An 18,015-nucleotide genomic window follows, 5' to 3' on the forward strand; every position below is an offset into this window, starting at 1 on the left:
TCGCCGCGGGTTCGCGTCTGTATTGGTGACCCGACCGCACGGCAGCGAGGAGCACACCATGACCGCCACCTACACCTTCGACGTTTTCATGAGCCTCGACGGCTACGGCGGTGTCAACGGCGGCGACTGGGGCGGCTACTGGGGTAAGCAGGGCCCGCAGCTGCTCGAGCACCGGCTGGCCCTGTTCGACGAGAAGCAACGGATGGTGTTCGGAGCCAACACGTATCGGCTGTTCGCCGAGATGATGGCAGCCAGCACCGACGAGTCCGAGGTGCGCGATCCGTGGGTCACCCGGATGCGGGACATGCCGGCGACGGTGGTCTCGACGACGCTGCGGGAACCCCTCGACTGGCCGGACGCGACCGTCGTGAGCGGTGATGCCGTCGACGTCGTGGCCCGGCTCAAGGCGGAGTCCGACGTGCCGTTGCGCTCGCACGGCAGCCTGTCGATGAACCGCGCGTTGATGGCGGCCGGTCTCGTCGATTACGTGCAGGTGACACTCTTTCCGGTCATCACCGGGCAGACCGGTGACGACCCGATCTTCCAGGGTGCGGCCGACTTCGACCTCGAGCTGATCGAGAACCGGACGCTCGACGGCCGCACTCAGGAGCTCATCTACCGGCCCAGCGTGCACGTGTCGGCGCGCTAGATTGACATCGCTGTCGAACAAGCGTTCGATGGCGGTATGCGGTGGGACGGTCAGGCTGTCGGCGTGGACGACGGCGCGTTACCCGGCCTGCAGCGCGTCGGTTTCGTTCGTAGCGTGCGGTCCCCGCAGTTCGAGGGCATCACGTTCCACGAGGTGCTCTGCAAATCGGCGCTCAACAAGGTGCCTGCCGCGTCCATGCTGCCGTTCCGGTACACGGTCAACGGCTACCGGGGGTGCAGTCACGCGTGCCGGTACTGCTTCGCGCGTCCCACCCACGAATACCTCGATCTGGATTGCGGCACGGATTTCGACACCCAGATCGTGGTGAAGACCAACGTGGCGGACGTGCTGCGCCGCGAACTGCGGCGCCGCTCGTGGACGCACGAGACGGTCGCGCTCGGCACCAACACCGATCCCTATCAACGCGCCGAGGGGCGGTATGCGTTGATGCCCGGAATCATTGGCGCACTGGCTGACTCGTACACGCCGTTCTCGATTCTGACCAAAGGCACGCTGCTGCGGCGCGATCTACCGCAGATCGAGGACGCGGCCCGGCGCGTGAACGTGAGTGTGGCGGTGTCGCTGGCCATCGGGGATCCGGACCTGCATCATGCGGTCGAACCGGGGACGCCGACGCCGCAGGCCCGGCTCGCGCTCATCGCCGCGATCCGCGAAGCGGGCCTGGACTGCCACGTCATGGTCGCGCCGGTGTTGCCGTATCTGACCGATTCCGTCGAGCATCTCGACGGGTTGCTGGCCCGCATCGCCGAGGCAGGGGCCACCAGTGTGACGGTGTTCGGTCTGCACCTGCGGGGGACGACGCGCGGCTGGTTCATGTCGTGGCTGCAACGCGAACATCCGGAGCTGCTGAGCAGCTATCAACGGCTGTACCGCCGCGGCGCGTACCTGCCCGCCGAATACCGCGACATGCTGCGCGACCGGGTCCGGCCGCTCGTGCGCAAGCACGGTTTGGCGGGAGCGCCACGAATGGCGGCAACCGCTCCGCCGCCGGTGGCGCCGACCCCGGTGCAGGCCACCCTGTTCTGATCGCGTCAGCTCTTGTTGCGCTTGACCTGATTGAACGGCACCCCGCGGTCCGCGGCGTACTCACGGGGAAAACCGAGCACCCGCTCGCCGATCACGTTGCGGGCGATCTCGTTGGTGCCGCCGCCGAGCGAGGCCTGCTGACGTGCCAGGAAACGCTCGCCGTACTTGAACAGGCCGTCGTCCTCGTCGACCACACCGGCGCTTTCGGCGAGCGCGAGCGCGGTGTCCATCTCGAACTGGATGGTCACGGCATGCGACACCCGGATGATCGAACCCGCCGCGGGCGGCAGCGAGCCGTCGAGCACGCCGTGGTAGACGTGATCGATCAGCTGCTCCTGCACAGCCCGGCGGACGAGCGCCCGCCCGGCCATCTCGCGGTGCCGCTCGGTGTCCCCGGCGACCGCGAGCAGCGCGGAGTAGTCGACCGGAAGATCGCTCGTCCCTTCGGCTCCGATGCCGCTGGAGAACTCCGACCCGCCGCCGACCGCCCGGCGTTCGTGGTACATCTGCCGGGACGCGACAGCCCACCCGCCGTTGACCTCGCCGACGACCGCGTCGTCACCCAGCTCGAGATTGTCGAAGAACTCCTCGCAGAACTCGTCGCTGCCGTCGACCTGCTTGATGCGGCGCATGGTGATGCCCGGGCTCTTGATCGGCACCAGGAACATGGTGAGGCCCTCGTGCTTGGGCACCTCCCAGTCGGTGCGGGCCAGCATCAGACCGTAGTCCGCGGCGAAGGCGCTGGTGCTCCAGGTCTTGGCGCCGTTGATGATCCACTTGTCGCCGACGCGGTCGGCACGGGTGATCACGCCGGCCAGATCCGAGCCGCCGCTCGGTTCGGACAGCAGCTGCACCAGGATTTCGTCACCGCGGATCGCCGCTGAAATACGTTGCCGCTTCTGCTCTTCGCTGCCGGTGTCCAGCAGCGTCGCCGCGCAGATCGTGAAGGTCGGCGTGTTGAGGATGATCGGCATCTCGTAGTTGCGCGCTTCGTTGTCGAAGGCCCGTTGGTATTCGATCGGCAGACCGAGGCCACCGTATTCACGGGGGAAACAGATGCCGGCGAACCCGCCTTCGTAGAGCTTGCGCTGCAGTTCCCTGGCCCGCTGCCACGGCGCTTCGGCGCCGCGATCGTTCTCGGGAGGATTGCGTGGGTCGATGGTCGGCATGTTGGCGGCCAGCCAGGTTCGCGCGCGCTGCGCGAACTCGTCGACGGTTTCGGTCGCGGCTGTCGGCGCCCCGATCGAGGATGTGTCGGTCATCAGGCTGGCTCCAATTCCGTGCTCAGTGCGTACACCCGCAGGTTGTGGTCCTCGGGGCTGCCGAACATCGAGCGGTTCAGCGTCGCGCGGCGCAGGAACAGGTGAAGGTCGTGCTCCCAGGTGACGCCGATGCCGCCGTGGAGCTGGATGCAGTCCTGCACCATGGCCGGAGCATGTTCGCCGACATAGGATTTCGCGACGCTGACGTTGAACGCGGCGTCGGGGGAGTGCTGGGCCACGGACTTGACCGCGGCGGCTGTGGTGGCGCGGCAGGTCTCGAACCAGATCTTGAGGTCGGCGAACCGATGCTTGAGCGCCTGGTACGAGGCCAGTGGCCGGCCGAACGAATGCCGGTCGAACGCCCATTGGATGGTGAACCCGAGGACGGTGTCGAGGAGCCCGACGACCTCCGCGCATTGCAGCACCGACGCGATCTGGCACTGCCGTTCGATGATTCTCTTCGTGTGGTCGGGCGAACCCACTGCCGCCTCGGCGGGGATCTGCACACCTTCGAAGGTGATCCGGGCGTGGCGCTTCACCAGATCGAGCGAGCGCTGCGGCTCCACGGTCACGCTCGGCGTGTCGATGGGCACCAGGAACTGGCGTGGCACACCGTCGCACGATGCCACCGCGAGAACCAGCGAGCTCTCCGTACCGGCCTCGACGCGGTCTTTGGCTCCGTCGAGCCGATACCCGGTCGCGGTCGGGGTTGCGGTCAGCCCGGGATCGAGTGGATCCCAGGCCTTTCCGGGTTCGTACACCGCCCACGACGCGACCGCCTCACCTGCGACCAGCGATTCGATTGCCGCCTCGTGGTTCTGCGGCGCTTCGACCAGGCCTGCGAGCACCACGCTCACGGGATGCAGCGGTCCGGGGGCGACGCTGCGGCCGGCTTGTTCGGCCAGTACCGCAAGGTCGGCGACACCGTCACCCGACGGACTGCCGCCGCCGAGATCCTCGGGTACCAGCAAGCCGGCCCACCCCAACTCGGCTGCGCGGCGCCACCAGGCGGGGTCGAACGCGACGCCGTCGGCGTGCAGTTGCCGCACCCGGCTCAGCGGTACTTCCTTGTCCAGGAATGCTTGCGCCGTCGAGGCGAACAGCATCTGTTCCGGGTTGGCGCTCATGTAGTCGGTTCAACCTCTTCGTGTGGGACCACCGGGTAATCGAGGATGCGGGACTGCATGTCCACCCCCTGGGAGAGCCGTATTCGTCATAATCGGTAATGACGTTACCACGCGGTGATCTGGGCGGACGAGGCGCGAGCTCACGCCGGTTTCGACAGTCCGCGCACGCGAGAATCGAACATGGCCGGCGGCCTGGCCATTGCGCCGTCTCTTTCGTCATGCTCAACTAGCGAGAATGGCGTTACCGTTTCTGCAGAAGCAATGGGCGGTCTGATGAGTGAGTGGTTCCTGTTCTTGCCGCAGGTGCGGATGGAGATCAGCGACATCGTCGTGCGTGCGCAGGTCGCCGAGTCCTGCGGATTCGACGGCATCGCCTTCATCGACCACCTCGAAGCGCCCGGTGCCACGCACCAAAAAATCTGGGAGGCAATGACCGTCGCGACCTGGGTGGCCGCCCAGACCGAACGGCTACGGATCGGGCACCTGGTGCTGTGCGATGCGTTCCGTCACCCGGCGGTGCTGGCCAAACAGGCGTTGACGCTGTCCGCGGCCTCCGACGGGCGGTTCGAACTGGGCCTGGGGTCGGGTTCCTGGCCGCAGGAGTTCGCGCGGTTCGGCATCGAGAACGCCGACGATGCCGCGGCCCGCACCGACAGGCTCGCACGTGACCTCGAGTTGTTGTGCGAGTACTGGGGCGACGGCGACGCTGCGCAACTGCCCCGTCCAGCTCACCGAATCCCGTTGATACTCGGCGGAACCGGCAAACGCACGATGGAACTGGTGCGCAAGTACGCCGATTGGTGGAACATCCCGTCGCACAGACTGGACCGCTTGCCGCGGCTGATGCCGGAAGTGGGCTCGGCCCGGGTCTCGCTGCAGCAGATGGTCGGCTTCGTCGGCCGGGGTGCCGACCGCGCGGCGATCACCGAGCGCAGCACCCGGTTGTTCGGACACCTCGGCAACGGTTTGGTGTGCGGTGAAGCCGCCGAACTCGTCGACCACTTCGCCGGGCTTGCCGCCCAAGGCGTCGAACGCTTCTACGTATGGTTCGCCGATTTCGCGGCGCCGCAGACCCTCGCCGAGTTCGCCGCCAATGTGATCAGAGAGGACCGTCCATGACCACCGAATCCGCGGAAGCCACCCAGTGGACCCTGCCGATGCTGCTCGATCTGTTCGACGCCGAACCTGACGGCGAGAACCGGTTCGCGGCGCAGACCGGGCTTGCCGGTGCCGACGAGCGTCAGGTGGTCGAAGGCACGCAGATCCTCGCGGCGGCGATCGTCGCCGCCGCAAAACGCTTCCCGGAAAAGTCGATCCGCTCGGCCCACGCGGTGTTCGCGCGGGCCATCGTGGTCGGACCGCCCGTAGAACTCGACGTCGACGTCGTCAGCGAAGGCCGGTCGACCGCGACCGCGGTGATCGCCGCGAGCCAGAACGGCAAGCGCTGCATCACCGTCACGGTGCTCGCCGACGTGCCGTCCGCGGACGTCATCCGCCATCACCTGCCGCGACCCGACGTCGCGGGCCCCGCCGATGCGAACGTGTCGCCGATGCCCATGGCCGGCCGTGAACTGCGCCTGGTCGACGTCGTCGACGTCAACAGCCCCGACGAGGTCGGCCCGCCGGAGCTCTACGCGTGGCTGCGCTACGACCCGATCCCTACCCGGGACGATCTGGCCAAGGCGCTCATCGCGTATTTCACCGGTCACCTCGGGATTTCGACCACCATGCGGGCCCACGAGGGCATCGGTACGGCACAAGCGCATCTCACGGTGTCGACCGCGCCGATGACCGTGACAGTCAGCTTCCACGAACCCGTCCGGTGGGACGGCTGGATCCTGTACAGCCACGAGAGCACTCAGGTCGGTGCGGGCATGTCGTATGTCCGCGGCGCGGTGCACACCGAGGAGGGTGACCTCATCGCGTCGTTCAGCCAGGACGCGCTGATCCGCCCGCTGCGCACGACCGACACGGGCATCTCGGCGCATTCGCGGCTGTAGTTTGTCCACCGAGGATCAGACCTTCAGATAGCCCTTGTCGGCCGGGACCTGGGCAGCGGTGACCAGAGCCGACGCATCGCCGGCCAGCCACACCACGATGTCGGAGATGTCGCTGGGCGCGATGAGCGAATCCGTCGGCAGGGCGCCGGGGGAGAAACTGTGGATGTAGTGCGGATGATCCTGCAGTAGCTGATACATCGACAGGTCGTTGCCCATCGGGGTGTCCGTGCCGTACGGGTGGATCGAGTTCACCCGAATGCCGAACTCGCCCAGTTCGACTGCCAGGGCATTGGTCAGCCCGACGACACCGAACTTGCTGGCACAGTAGTGACCGCAACCGGGCACGGCCTTGACACCGGCTGCCGAACTGATGGTGATGATCGAACCGCCGTTGCCTGCCTCGATCATCGGTGGCACCACAGCCTGCACGGTGTTGAACACTCCGGTCAGGTTGATGTCGAGGATGTCCTGCCACTGCTGCGCCGGAATCTCCCACAGCCGGCCCCAATTGAGCACACCGGCGTTGGCGACGACGATGTCGAGACGGCCGAACTGCTCGACGGCATCGGCGACCACGCGGCGCTGCCCGGCGGCGTCACGCACGTCCACCTCGGCGGCAAGGATCTTGCGGCCTTCCGCTTCCACAAGCGCGACGGTCTCAGCCAGATCCTCCTGCGTGGCGGCCGGATAACCGTTGTGGTCGGCGACGGGTGCGCACGCGTCGATCGCGACGATGTCGGCACCGGCGCGCGCCAACCGTACACAGTGCGAGCGGCCCTGCCCGCGGGCGGCGCCGGTGACGTAGGCGACCCGGCCGGCCAGCGGGGCTTCCGATGTGCTCATGCGGGCTGCTCCTCGCGTACCGACACGGAATGGGCATGGCCGCCGAAGGTGTAATCCGACAACGGCGAATGGCGGGCGAACCGCCGGGATCCGGTGATGGTCTGGGGCCGGTAGTAGGTGGTGTCGTGCTGGGAATTCACGAAGTACGTGTTGAGTCCCGCCGTGGCGGTGTAATAGAGGTGCGCGACCCTCCCGCGGCGCCGCATGCGCTGGTTCCACGCGTTGAACGCGTCTTGGCTGACCTCGACCACCCGCGCACCGCGGTGCCGGGCCTCGTCGATGATCCGTACCGCGTGTGCGGCCATGGTTTCGACGTAGTCGGGCCAGGCGAACCCGACGAACCCGACCGGCCCGACGATCTCCCACCGGTTGGGCAGCCGCGGATGTGCGGTGCCTGCGTAACTGCGCAGGCCGTGCGTCTGGTAATACCGCGCCAGGTCGAAACCGTTGGGCCCCAGCACGGTACCTGGCCGATACGTTTCCGGATCGGTCCACAGTTCATATCCCGTGGCCAACACCAGCAGGTCGGCCGGATGGTCGATGCCGTCGGCGGTGCGGACACCCGTCGCGGTGACGCGCTCGATGCGGGCGGTGATCAGGTGGGTGTTCGCGTTGTTCAGGGCCGGCAGGAACGCGCTGGAGATCACGGGGCGCTTGGCGAGGATGCCGTAGCGCGGCACGAGCTTCCGGCGCGTCCGCGCGTCTACGACCACGGCACGCAGCAATGCCCGGTACAGGAACCGGCACCAGATGTCGTAGAGCGGCATGATCCGCGTCAACACGCGGTCGGGGAACCGTGAGAACACGTGCACGATGGGCGCCACCATGAACACGTCCATGGCCAGCCGTCCCGCGGTGTTGACCGCCCGCAGAACGCCGGGCAGCCGCAGAACCCGCCGCAGCACCGGCCCGATGTCGAAGTCGATCTTGGGCAGCACCCACGCCGGAGTGCGCTGGTACACATCGAGGTTGGCCGCCCCATCCGACAGCGCGGCGGCGATCTGCACTCCTGACGATCCGGTCCCGATCACGGCGATCCGTTTGCCGCGCGTGTCGTATGAATCGTCCCACGCGTTGGGGCGCAGGACGGTTCCGGTGAAGTCCTCGATGCCGTCGATGTCGACGGTGTGCTTGGCGTTCACGTAGCCGCCGACCGAACTGACCAGGAACCGTGCCGTGATCGGGGATCTCCCGCGGATCTGCAGCCGCCAGAACGCGTTCGTGTCGTCCCATTTCTGCTGTGTCACTTCGGCATCGGCGAGCAGGTGGTCGTAGAGCCCCAGCTCGGTGGCCGTGTCCTGCAGATAGCGGTAGATCTCCGGTCCCGGCGCGAACAGCCGCGTCCAGTGCGGGTTGGGCGCGAACGACAACTGGTACCACAGTGTCGGGATGTCGACCGCGAGGCCGGGGTAATGGTTGTCGCGCCAGGTTCCGCCGAAGTCGTCGCCGCGTTCGATGATGACGAAGTCGTCGATGCCCTTCTGCCGCAACAGATGTGCGGTGGCTATCCCGCCGGGCCCGGCGCCGATGATGGCCACCTCGTAGTCGGGTCGCGTCATGGCCGCCCTCTCAGTCCGTCGACGATGTGATCGGTGACGAAGCGCCGCACCGCGCGCGGGCTGTCCGGATTGACTCCCATCGGCGGCATCAGTTCGAAGCTGAACAGGATGCGCACGATCCACTCGCCGGCCCGCGCCGGGTTGACGTCCGGCCCGATCTCGCCGCGGCCCTGGGCCGCCCGCACGAGCGGTTTCCAGAACGCGATCGAGCGGTCCAGGAGTTCCTCGCCCGCGTTGCGCAGCAACAGCACCAGGATGCTCTCGTTGACGCCGCGCGGACCGACCGAGTCGGAGTGCTGACGGTGTGCGCAGACCACCACCGCGGCCGCGGCCACTTGATCGGCCAGGCTGGCCTCACGCACGACCTGGGTGGTCATGGTCTCGATGAACCCCGAGGCCAACTCGTCGAGCGCGGTCCTGATCGCGTTGTCGCGGCTGCCCAGGGCATTGTGCACCGTGCCGCGGGATACGCCGGCGGCTTCGGCGACCGCGGTGAGCGTGAATTGCCGTGGGCCCAAACGTCTCAACGTGTCGATCGTGGCGGCCAGCAGCGCGGGGGACACTGTTCGGCCCGGCTCGCGCATTTGCACACATTATCGAGATGTGTTCAATGCGGTCAATGGCCTGGTGTCAGGCCACGTCGTGGGCGTGGTGGACGATGTCGTGCAGGTGGTAGACGGCAATCGAGGCCACAGTGAACTCGCTGCCGTTGCTTCGCAGTCCGCGCCGCGACCAGGCGTCGCCGGGCACCTGGTCGTAGGTGTCGGCCACCGTGGTCGCCGCGTCGAACAGTTCGGTCGCGACCACGGCCGGATCCTGTGACCCGTAGGCGTCGGCGACGGCGGTGGCGTCCTGATCCCAGTTGGGGAACTGCGGATCGGTCTCGGTGAGCATCAGGCGCACCCGGTGCTCGAAGATCCGGTGCACGTCACGGACGTGGCAGCCGTACTCCAGCGTCGACCACACGTCCGGGCGTGGCCGCACGCCGACGTCCGCGCGGTGCAGGCGCGGCACCCAGGCCGCGGCGTCCTCACGGATGCGCCCGGCCACCTCGGTGGGCCGCACCGCGGCCGGGTCGAATCCGCACTCCGGGCACGCGCGCGCGAGCACCCAGGTCCAGTCCTTGGTGTCAGGTTCGATCGCGCCGCTCATGCCGTCTCCAGCGCCGTGCGTAGTACATCCAACGGCAGGCCGCCCAGATCCAGTGCGCGGCTGTGGAATTCCCGCAGCGACACGCCGTGCCGCACGGTGTCGTCGCGAAGCTGCTGCCAGAATCGCTGGCCGACGGCATAGGACGGGGCCTGCCCGGGCCAGCCCAGGTACCGATCGAGTTCGAACCGCAGCGTTTCCTCGCCGGACGCCGAATGCGAGGTCAGGAAGTTCCACGCCCGCTCGGCGTCCCACACGTGGCCGTCGGGCGCGGTCATGCCGCAGTGCACACCGATGTCGATGATCACCCGGGCGGCCCGGAACCGCTGTGCGTCAAGCATTCCCATGCGGTTACCCGGATCGTCGAGCCAGCCCAGCTCGGCCATCAGCCGTTCGGCGTACAGCGCCCAGCCCTCGCCGTGGCCCGACACCCAGCAGCCCAGCCGGCGCCACCGGTTGAGCTGATCGGCCAGCAGCACCGCGCGGCCGACCTGGAGGTGGTGCCCGGGCACGCCCTCGTGGAAGACCGTGGTGGTCTCCTGCCACGTGTGGAATTCGTCGACGCCGGGCGGTACCGACCACCACATGCGGCCCGGACGGCTCCAGTCCTCGGCCGGGCCCGTGTAGTAGATGCCGCCGGTCTGGGTGGGCGCGATCCGGCATTCCAGCCGGCGCAGCGGTTCCGCGATGTCGAAATGGGTTCCGGCCAGCGATTCCACGGCGCGATCGGACAGCTCCTGCATCCACCCGCGCAACGCATCGGTCCCGGTCACGGTGTAGCGGGGCTCCTGATCGAGGCGGTGCAGCGTCTCCGCGACAGTGGCGCCCGGGTACAGCTGCTGCGCGATCGACTCCTGCTCGGCCACAACGGCTTCGAGTAGCTCGATGCCCCAGTGGTAGGTCTCGTCGAGATCGATCGCGGTGCCGAGAAACCACCTTGACAGCAGCTGATAGGTGTCCCGTCCGCACGCGTCGCCCGACTTGGCGTGCGGCGCGATGTCGTCGCGCAGCACGGTTCCCAACGCGCGGTAGGCGTCAGCGGCCGCAGACGCGCGCCGATGCAGTTCGTCGTGCAGCGTCGCGTTCGACGGCGCCGCGCCGGCGGCCATGTCGATGAACAGTTGCTGAACTTGTTCGGCCTGTTCGATGCCGCGGCTGACCTGGCGAACCGCCGGTGCATGTCCGGCGGTGACCGCGGCGCGCAACGCGTCGGCGTAACCCGCGACGCGGTCGGGCACCCTCGCCAGCCGCCGCGAGATCAGCGCCCAGTCCTTGTCGCTGTCGGTGGCCATCAGGTCGAAGACGTCGCGCATCGTCTGAAGCGGCGAGGCGATGACGTTGAGCTCGCCCAGATCCAACCCGGCCTCGTGCAGTTCGACCGTCATGCCCAGTCGTTCGCGCAGGGCCGCGATGGTCACCACATCGATGTCGTCGGCCGGTGCGGTGCCGTCGAGCTCGCGCAACGTCGCGCGGGCCGCGTCCGCACGCGCCGTCACCCCGTCCGGCGAGTAGTCGGTGATGTCGGCGTCGTACTCGTCGTCGGCGCTCTTGATGCCCAGTTCGGTTGCGGCGCAGGGATCCAGCCGCGCATAGGTGTCGAGATAGCGTTCGGCCACCGCGTCCACCGCGGTCTTGGCCCTACCCAAGGTTGTTGGTGGCGAACGTGTCGCACTTGTTCGGGTCGCCGGTCCGGTAGCCCTCGGTGAACCAATGCTGCCGCTGCTCGGAGGATCCGTGCGTCCACGCCTCGGGGTTCACCCGGCCGGTGGCCTGCTTCTGGATCCGGTCGTCACCCACTGACGACGCCGCGGACAGCGCATCGGCAATGTCCTTGTCGCTCAACGGCTCCAGGAACGGAACACCGGTGCTCTCCTGCTTGGTCACCGAGGCGTAGTGCGCCCACACCCCGGCGTAGCAGTCGGCCTGCAGCTCGGTACGGACACCGGCACCGGTCGCGCCTTCGGGATCCTGCTGTGCGCGGCCCAGCACGCCGAGCAGGTTCTGCACGTGGTGGCCGAACTCGTGGGCCACCACGTATTCCTGCGCCAACGGTCCGCCGCTGGAACCGAACTGGTCGACGAGCACCTGGAAGAAGTCGGTGTCGAAATACGCGGTCTCGTCCACCGGGCAGTAGAACGGCCCGACGTCACTGGTGGCCGGCCCGCACCCGGTCTGTACCTGGCCCGTGAACAGCCGCACGTGCGGCCGCTTGTAGCCCTTCAACAATTGCTGCCATACGCCGTCGACCGAATTGCCCGTCGCGATCACGCGGCACTGCACGATGTTGTTGGCGTCGGCACCGGTCTTGCACTGGCTCACGTCGAAGCCTTGCGCGTCGGCACCCTCGGTTCCGATTTGCTGCTGCTGCGGCATGATCGTGCCGGGGTCGATGCCCAGGAACATCGCGATCACGACGATCACCAGGCCGCCGAGCCCACCGCCGATCGCCAGGCCACGGCCGGGGCCACGCCCCCCACCACTGGTCGATGTGGTGCTGGTGTCGATCTGCATACCCTCGTTGAAGGTCATCGGATAGCTCCATCGCATTCGCCGGTAGGTCGTGTTCGACAGCATGTTTAGCTTGCCACACTACGATTCGACTCGTGTCCGTCGTCGCGGAACAAACGACCATCGCCCACACCTCGCTGGGGCGGCTACGCGGCACCGTCGAAGGCGGTGTCGGCGTATGGCGAGGTGTTGACTACGCCCAACAACCGATCGGTGACAAGCGCTTCCTGGCGCCCCAACCGCTGTGGCCGTGGACGGGGGTGCGCGATGCAATCGATCACGGCCCGTTGCCGCCGCAAGGCCGTTCGTTCGTCGGGGGCGGCCGGGACGATCCCAAGATCCGTGACGAGGCGTGCCTGACACTGACCGTGTGGTCGCCCGACACCAGCGGTTCGCTGCCGGTCATGGTCTGGATTCCCGGTGGCGCGTTCGTGTACGGCGCGGGTCAGCTGCAGCTGTACAACGGCTCGCGATTGGCCGCCAACGGCAATGTCGTCGTCGTCAACGTCACCTATCGCCTCGGCGTGTTCGGCGGATTCGAGCTGGGTGACCTCGGCGACGGCTTCGACGACAACCTGTGCCTGCGGGATCAGATCGCGGCGCTGCGCTGGGTACGCGACAACATCGACGCGTTCGGCGGGGATCCGGCGCGCGTGACGGTTTTCGGTGAATCAGCCGGGGCCACCTCGGTGCTGGCGCTGCTGGCCAGTCCCGCGGCCCGCGGTTTGTTTGCCCGCGCGATCGCGCAGAGTCCGGCCTTGCCGCTGATCGCCGACCGGGACACCCGGGCCCGGCAGGCGCGCCGGTTCCTCCATCAGCTCGGGGTCGGTGCGGAGGTGCTCAAGTCGCTGCCGCAGCGGCAGCTGCGGCGCGCCGCGGGCCGGCTCCAGCTGGAGAGCGCCGAACAGACACCGACGTTGGCCTATGGGCTGACCCACGGCGTCGAGCTGCTGCCGCAGCACCCCATCGATGCCGCGAGAGCCGGGGCGACCCTGCCGGTACCGCTGATCATCGGCACCAACAGCCACGAGGCGTCGATGTTCGCGTGGGGCAAGCCGCCGATGCTGCCGACCACACCCGAGGGGGTGGAGGGATATTTCCGCAGGCGTGCGCCGCAGGCGCGGGATCGGGTGCTGGCCGCCTACCCGGGCTTTCCGCGCCGGAACTCGCTGGTCGCGTTCGGGTCGGACGCCATGTTCGGGGCACCGACCTGGGCGTTCTCCGACGCCTACAGCGAGCACGCGCCCACCCACGTGTACCGGTTCGACCACACCACCTGGACCTTGAAGGTGCTCGGCCTCGGTGCCACGCACGGCAGTGAGATCGTGCACATCCAGCACAGCTACGGCTCGTATCTCGGCCGTAAACTGCACCCGCTCGGGCGCCGCGTGCAGCCGTCGGTCGGGCGGCGCATGCAACGCACCTGGCTGGATTTCGCGACCGCGGAAGTCGCGGACTGGCCGCACTACGACGTCGAGCAGCGGTTGACCCGCGTGATCCGGTCGGCGCGCGACGAAACCGTGTCCGATCCCGATGCGGTCAGACGGACGGCGTGGGAGGGCCTGTACTGAGCCCTGCCACGAACTTCTCGATCGCGGCCGCGGTCGTGCCGGGCGCCTCGCGCGGCACGAAATGGCCGACGCCGGCCAGCAGTTCGCGTCGATAGCCGGCCTCGAAATACCGAGCCTGGTTCTCGGTGGTCCGGCAGAGGTTGTCCATGTCGTCGAGCCCGTGCAGCACGAGCGTGGGCACCCGGATCGGTGGATGGGTGGCGAGCCGTTCCTCGAGCTGCTGGTATTCGGGAGCGCCCGGTTGTTCGCCCCACCGCTGCAGATAGGCGTGTGCGGTGATCAGCGGCCAATCCGCGTTGTCCCACGCCCGCGCGGTTCTGGCGAACTCGGTTTCGGTGAACTCCCAACCCGGTGACCATTTCCGCCACAGGTAGCGACATATCTCCCGGCGGTCCTCGTCGAAGGCCCGGCGTCCCCGGTCGGTCGCGACGAACCATTCGTACCAGTAGGCCTCGGCCAGGTCGTATGCCAGGGGAGCGGTCGGGCCGCTGCTGGCGTAACCGGCCGACATGGCGATCAAAGCGCGGACCACATCGGGACGCAGCGCCGCGGCCCCGTACCCGGCGCGGGCACCCCAATCGTGCCCGGCAACCACCACCGGACCGAGTTCGAGGGCTTCGACGAACCGCACCAGATCGTCGGACAGTGCTGCGGTCTGACCACTGCGCATGGTTTCAGCGGAGCGGAATCTGGTCTCGCCGTGGCCGCGAAGATGCGGCACCACCAGGCGGTACCGCGATTCGAGTGCGGGGATGACATCGCGCCAGCACCCCGCGTCGTCCGGCCAGCCGTGAACCAAAACGACCACCGGGCCGCCGGTTTCGCCGGCCTCCTCGTAGGCGATATCGAGATACTCGGTGCGGACCGTCTTCGTCATCGCTTGCTCTCTCGTGTGCGCGTGTCGTCGGTTGTCGCGCCTCCTTCATCGGGCGCGTTGGCCGTATACCCACGCGTGCGGGATGGCTACCCGGCGGTCGAGGTCGCGAAGCGTTGGTCGGTGTAGCGGCGCAGATTGTGCAGGAACCGCTGGAACAGCCAGCTCATCACGGGTTGTCCGAGCGTCATGCCGACGCGCCCGGACAGCCCGCTGGGCTTCATCGCCATGACCCAGGTGAGGTGGCAACCGTCGGCGGTCGGCACCACCCGGTAGTCCTCGGCGAAGGCGGAGATCGCGTTCGAGGTGCTGGTGTTGAATCGGAAAGCCATGTGGGAGAAGGGCTCCCAGGCCAGGAACTCCTCGTCGCCCACGATGTGGCCCCGCATGGTGACGGTGCGGGTGGTGCCGATGCCGCGCGGTTCGGGGCTGGTCCACTCCACGTCGGTGATCACGGTGGCCCAGTGCGGCCACGATGTCTCGTCGGCGAGCACATCGAAGAGTTGCTCAGGCGTGATAGCAAGGTCGACGGTGCTGACGAAGCGGAACGGTGCGTGGTCGATGAAGTCGAGGTCGACGCGCTCGCATTCGTAGATCCGGGCCATGACCAGACACCTTAGGGCGAATGTCTACTGGCGGATCAGCCCGGGCCGTCGCCTGCTGCGGCCAACAAGGGCACCACGACGTCGCTGATCGGCGTGTCAAGGCCGTGCCGCGCGGCCTTGCGGCGGATGACCTCGTTGCGGATGTCCCATTCGAGCGGACGGCCGGCTTCCCGATCGGTGAGCATCGACGTGGTCAGATCTTCGGGAGACTGCGCCAGCATGCCGACGATGTCATCCACCACGGCGTCGGGCAGCATCGCGCCGTCGGCCCGGGCGACCGCAAGGCACTCGGCCAGATACGTGCGGGCCAGCGCGGCGACGTCGTCGCGGCGGAACATGCCCGAGCGCCGGCCGGAGAGCACCATGAACCCGACCACGGCGTTCACCAGCAGCTTGTGCCAGGCCGCGCTCGTGAAGTCCGGGTCGAGTTCGACGGCGCCGTCGGCGAACAGCGCCGCCACGGTGCCGGCAGCGGGACTCTCGGGCAACACCAGCCGCAGTGGGTTGCGCAGCCGCACCCAGCCCTGCGGCGTCGTCTCGGCGGAGATCCAGATCGCGGCGGGCACCACAGTGGCGGTGGGGCAGTACCGACCGACGCGCTCGACCTGCTCGACGCCGTTCTGCAGCGCACACACCACGGTGTTGGCGTCGCAGAGGCGCTTGAGCCACTGTGCTGCCGCGGCGTTCTGGGTGTCCTTGACCGCCAGGAACACCACCTCGACCGGGCTGGATATCCCGGTCGGATCGGTGCGCACCGGCCCTGGCACGATCACCGGCGCGGCGCCGTCGGGCCTGACCTCGATCGACTCCCGCGGCGTGCGGCCGTAGACCGCGACCTGGTGTCCGGCGGTGTGCAGATGGGCCGCCACGGCCGAACCGATGGCGCCGGGACCGATGACGGCGATAGCGGAGTTCACGATCGCCAAGTTAATCGTTGTGGAGACCCCTCTACACTTGTCACTCGGTCCACACCTCTTCAACTAGGAGTTTTTGTGCTGCGCACTCATGCCGCCGGTTCGTTGCGGCCCGCCGATGCCGGTCAGACGGTGACCCTGGCGGGTTGGGTCGCGCGCCGCCGCGACCACGGTGGTGTGATCTTCATCGACCTGCGGGACGCGTCGGGTGTGTCGCAGGTCGTGTTCCGCGAAGGTGACGTGCTCGCCGCCGCGCACCGGTTGCGCGCCGAGTTCTGTGTCGCGGTCACCGGAGTCGTCGAGGTCCGGCCGGAGGGCAACGAGAACCCCGAGATCCCGACCGGGCAGATCGAGGTCAACGCGACCTCGCTGACCGTGTTGGGGGAGAGCGCACCGCTGCCGTTCCAGCTGGACGAGACCGCGGGTGAGGAAGCGCGCCTGAAGTACCGCTACCTCGACCTGCGCCGGGAGGGTCCGGGCAACGCGATTCGGTTGCGCTCCAAGGTCAATGCCGCCGCGCGTGGCGTGCTCGCCGAACACGACTTCGTGGAGATCGAGACGCCGACGATGACCCGGTCGACGCCCGAGGGGGCTCGCGACTTCCTGGTGCCCGCGCGGCTGCAACCCGGTTCGTTCTACGCCCTGCCGCAGAGCCCGCAGCTGTTCAAGCAGCTGCTCATGGTGGCGGGCATGGAGCGGTACTACCAGATCGCCCGCTGCTACCGCGACGAGGACTTCCGCGCCGACCGCCAGCCCGAGTTCACCCAGCTCGACATGGAGATGAGCTTCGTCGAGGCCGACGACGTGATCGCGATCTCCGAGGAAGTGTTGCGGGCCGTGTGGTCGACGATCGGCTACGACCTGCCGCTGCCGCTGCCGCGGATCAGCTATGCCGAGGCCATGCGCCGGTTCGGCTCCGATAAGCCCGATCTGCGGTTCGGCGTGGAACTCGTGGAATGCACCGAGTACTTCAAGGACACCACCTTCCGCGTGTTCCAGGCGCCGTACGTCGGCGCGGTCGTCATGCCGGGCGGGGCATCGCAGCCGCGCCGCACGCTCGACGGGTGGCAGGAGTTCGCCAAGCAGCGCGGCCACAAGGGCCTGGCCTACGTGCTCGTCGGCGAGGACGGCGCGCTGGGCGGCCCGGTGGCCAAGAACCTCACCGACGCCGAACGCGACGGCCTGACCGCACATGTCGGGGCGAACCCGGGTGACTGCATATTCTTCGCGGCCGGCCCGGCCAAGGGCGCGCGTGCGCTGCTCGGAGCCACCCGCATCGAGATCGCCAAGCGCCTCGACCTCATCGACCCCAACGCGTGGGCCTTCACGTGGGTGGTCGACTGGCCGCTGTTCGAGTCCACCGACGAGGCCACGGCCTCCGGCGACGTCGCGGTCGGATCGGGCGCATGGACCGCGGTGCACCACGCGTTCACCGCACCCAAGCCTGAGTCGGAGGCGACGTTCGACACCAACCCCGGCGCCGCGCTCGCCGACGCCTACGACATCGTCTGCAACGGCAACGAGATCGGTGGCGGGTCGATCCGTATCCACCGCCGCGACGTCCAGGAACGCGTGTTCGCGATGATGGGCATCGACCACGACGAGGCTCAGGACAAGTTCGGCTTCCTGCTGGACGCGTTCAGCTTCGGTGCGCCGCCCCACGGCGGCATCGCGTTCGGCTGGGACCGCATCACCGCGCTGCTGGCCGGCGTCGACTCGATCCGCGAGGTCATCGCGTTCCCCAAGTCGGGCGGCGGCGTCGACCCGCTGACCGACGCGCCCGCGCCGATCACCGAGCAGCAGCGCAAGGAATCGGGCATCGACTTCAAGCCCGAGAAGAAGGAAAAGCAGGAAAAGGCCGGCTGAATCCGGTCAGCGGATCGCCAGGTCACCGAGACTGTATGCAG

The 18,015-nt window shown here is 68.0% G+C and carries 17 protein-coding genes; 6 read left to right on the plus strand and 11 right to left on the minus strand.

Going from position 1 to position 18,015, the window contains the following annotated elements:
- The first annotated feature begins 58 nt into the window (after positions 1 to 58).
- A complete protein-coding gene (locus G6N67_RS29485; RefSeq protein WP_036441252.1) occupies positions 59 to 649 on the plus strand; it encodes a dihydrofolate reductase family protein in 591 nt (196 codons plus the stop codon).
- 36 nt (positions 650 to 685) lie between these two features.
- Positions 686 to 1,696, plus strand: coding sequence for an Rv2578c family radical SAM protein (locus tag G6N67_RS29490; protein WP_036441255.1), 1,011 nt, complete (start codon positions 686 to 688; stop codon positions 1,694 to 1,696).
- A 5-nt stretch (positions 1,697 to 1,701) separates the two neighbouring features.
- Here the strand turns inward: G6N67_RS29490 and G6N67_RS29495 are convergent, their stop codons facing one another.
- Positions 1,702 to 2,958, minus strand: a complete 1,257-nt coding sequence (locus G6N67_RS29495) for an acyl-CoA dehydrogenase family protein (RefSeq protein ID WP_036441258.1) — start codon at positions 2,956 to 2,958, stop codon at positions 1,702 to 1,704.
- Complete coding sequence (locus tag G6N67_RS29500; protein WP_036441263.1) at positions 2,958 to 4,085, minus strand: acyl-CoA dehydrogenase family protein; 1,128 nt, start codon at positions 4,083 to 4,085, stop codon at positions 2,958 to 2,960. The genes G6N67_RS29495 and G6N67_RS29500 overlap by 1 nt, the downstream gene beginning before the upstream one ends.
- A 273-nt stretch (positions 4,086 to 4,358) precedes the next feature.
- Between G6N67_RS29500 and G6N67_RS29505 the strand changes: the two genes are divergently transcribed.
- Together G6N67_RS29505 and G6N67_RS29510 are read left to right on the plus strand one after the other, a co-directional pair.
- A complete protein-coding gene (locus G6N67_RS29505; protein ID WP_036442204.1) occupies positions 4,359 to 5,204 on the plus strand; it encodes an LLM class flavin-dependent oxidoreductase in 846 nt (281 codons plus the stop codon).
- Positions 5,201 to 6,085 (plus strand): acyl-CoA thioesterase, encoded by an 885-nt coding sequence (locus tag G6N67_RS29510; RefSeq protein ID WP_036441264.1) that lies wholly within the window; start codon positions 5,201 to 5,203, stop codon positions 6,083 to 6,085. The genes G6N67_RS29505 and G6N67_RS29510 overlap by 4 nt, the downstream gene beginning before the upstream one ends.
- Before the next feature lie 15 nt (positions 6,086 to 6,100).
- Here G6N67_RS29510 and G6N67_RS29515 read toward each other — a convergent pair whose 3' ends face one another.
- Genes G6N67_RS29515 through ypfJ form a run of 6 tightly spaced genes read right to left on the minus strand, consistent with a single transcriptional unit; the run spans position 6,101 to position 12,165 of the window.
- The gene (locus G6N67_RS29515; protein ID WP_036441266.1) at positions 6,101 to 6,928 is read right to left on the minus strand and encodes a mycofactocin-coupled SDR family oxidoreductase; all 828 of its coding nucleotides are present in this window, start codon (positions 6,926 to 6,928) and stop codon (positions 6,101 to 6,103) included.
- The gene (locus G6N67_RS29520; RefSeq protein ID WP_036441269.1) at positions 6,925 to 8,487 is read right to left on the minus strand and encodes a flavin-containing monooxygenase; all 1,563 of its coding nucleotides are present in this window, start codon (positions 8,485 to 8,487) and stop codon (positions 6,925 to 6,927) included. Before G6N67_RS29520 ends, G6N67_RS29515 begins: the two co-directional genes overlap by 4 nt.
- Complete coding sequence (locus G6N67_RS29525; protein WP_036441273.1) at positions 8,484 to 9,071, minus strand: TetR/AcrR family transcriptional regulator; 588 nt, start codon at positions 9,069 to 9,071, stop codon at positions 8,484 to 8,486. The genes G6N67_RS29520 and G6N67_RS29525 overlap by 4 nt, the downstream gene beginning before the upstream one ends.
- A 46-nt stretch (positions 9,072 to 9,117) precedes the next feature.
- On the minus strand, positions 9,118 to 9,639 hold the full coding sequence (locus G6N67_RS29530; protein ID WP_036441275.1) for a DinB family protein: 522 nt from the start codon (positions 9,637 to 9,639) through the stop codon (positions 9,118 to 9,120).
- Positions 9,636 to 11,282, minus strand: a complete 1,647-nt coding sequence (locus G6N67_RS29535; protein ID WP_036441277.1) for a DUF885 domain-containing protein — start codon at positions 11,280 to 11,282, stop codon at positions 9,636 to 9,638. The genes G6N67_RS29530 and G6N67_RS29535 overlap by 4 nt, the downstream gene beginning before the upstream one ends.
- Positions 11,275 to 12,165: a KPN_02809 family neutral zinc metallopeptidase gene (gene ypfJ, locus G6N67_RS29540; protein WP_036442206.1), complete on the minus strand. Its 891-nt coding sequence runs from the start codon at positions 12,163 to 12,165 to the stop codon at positions 11,275 to 11,277. Before ypfJ ends, G6N67_RS29535 begins: the two co-directional genes overlap by 8 nt.
- A 74-nt stretch (positions 12,166 to 12,239) precedes the next feature.
- On the opposite strand from ypfJ, the gene G6N67_RS29545 reads away from it, so the two are divergent.
- Positions 12,240 to 13,715 (plus strand): carboxylesterase/lipase family protein, encoded by a 1,476-nt coding sequence (locus tag G6N67_RS29545; protein WP_036441280.1) that lies wholly within the window; start codon positions 12,240 to 12,242, stop codon positions 13,713 to 13,715.
- Here the strand turns inward: G6N67_RS29545 and G6N67_RS29550 are convergent.
- The 3 genes from G6N67_RS29550 to G6N67_RS29560 form a co-directional block, all read right to left on the minus strand.
- Complete coding sequence (locus tag G6N67_RS29550; protein ID WP_036441283.1) at positions 13,684 to 14,592, minus strand: alpha/beta fold hydrolase; 909 nt, start codon at positions 14,590 to 14,592, stop codon at positions 13,684 to 13,686. The two genes, G6N67_RS29545 and G6N67_RS29550, sit on opposite strands and share 32 nt — an antisense overlap.
- An 86-nt stretch (positions 14,593 to 14,678) precedes the next feature.
- The gene (locus tag G6N67_RS29555; RefSeq protein WP_036441289.1) at positions 14,679 to 15,194 is read right to left on the minus strand and encodes an SRPBCC family protein; all 516 of its coding nucleotides are present in this window, start codon (positions 15,192 to 15,194) and stop codon (positions 14,679 to 14,681) included.
- A 35-nt stretch (positions 15,195 to 15,229) separates the two neighbouring features.
- Positions 15,230 to 16,111 carry an oxidoreductase gene (locus G6N67_RS29560; RefSeq protein ID WP_036442208.1) on the minus strand — a complete coding sequence of 294 codons (882 nt, stop codon included), beginning with the start codon at positions 16,109 to 16,111 and terminating at the stop codon, positions 15,230 to 15,232.
- 75 nt (positions 16,112 to 16,186) lie between these two features.
- Between G6N67_RS29560 and aspS the strand changes: the two genes are divergently transcribed.
- A complete protein-coding gene (gene aspS, locus G6N67_RS29565) occupies positions 16,187 to 17,974 on the plus strand; it encodes an aspartate--tRNA ligase (RefSeq protein ID WP_036441291.1) in 1,788 nt (595 codons plus the stop codon).
- Positions 17,975 to 18,015 lie beyond the last annotated feature (41 nt).

This window comes from Mycolicibacterium mageritense (assembly GCF_010727475.1).
GTDB classification, from domain to species: Bacteria; Actinomycetota; Actinomycetes; order Mycobacteriales; family Mycobacteriaceae; genus Mycobacterium; species Mycobacterium mageritense.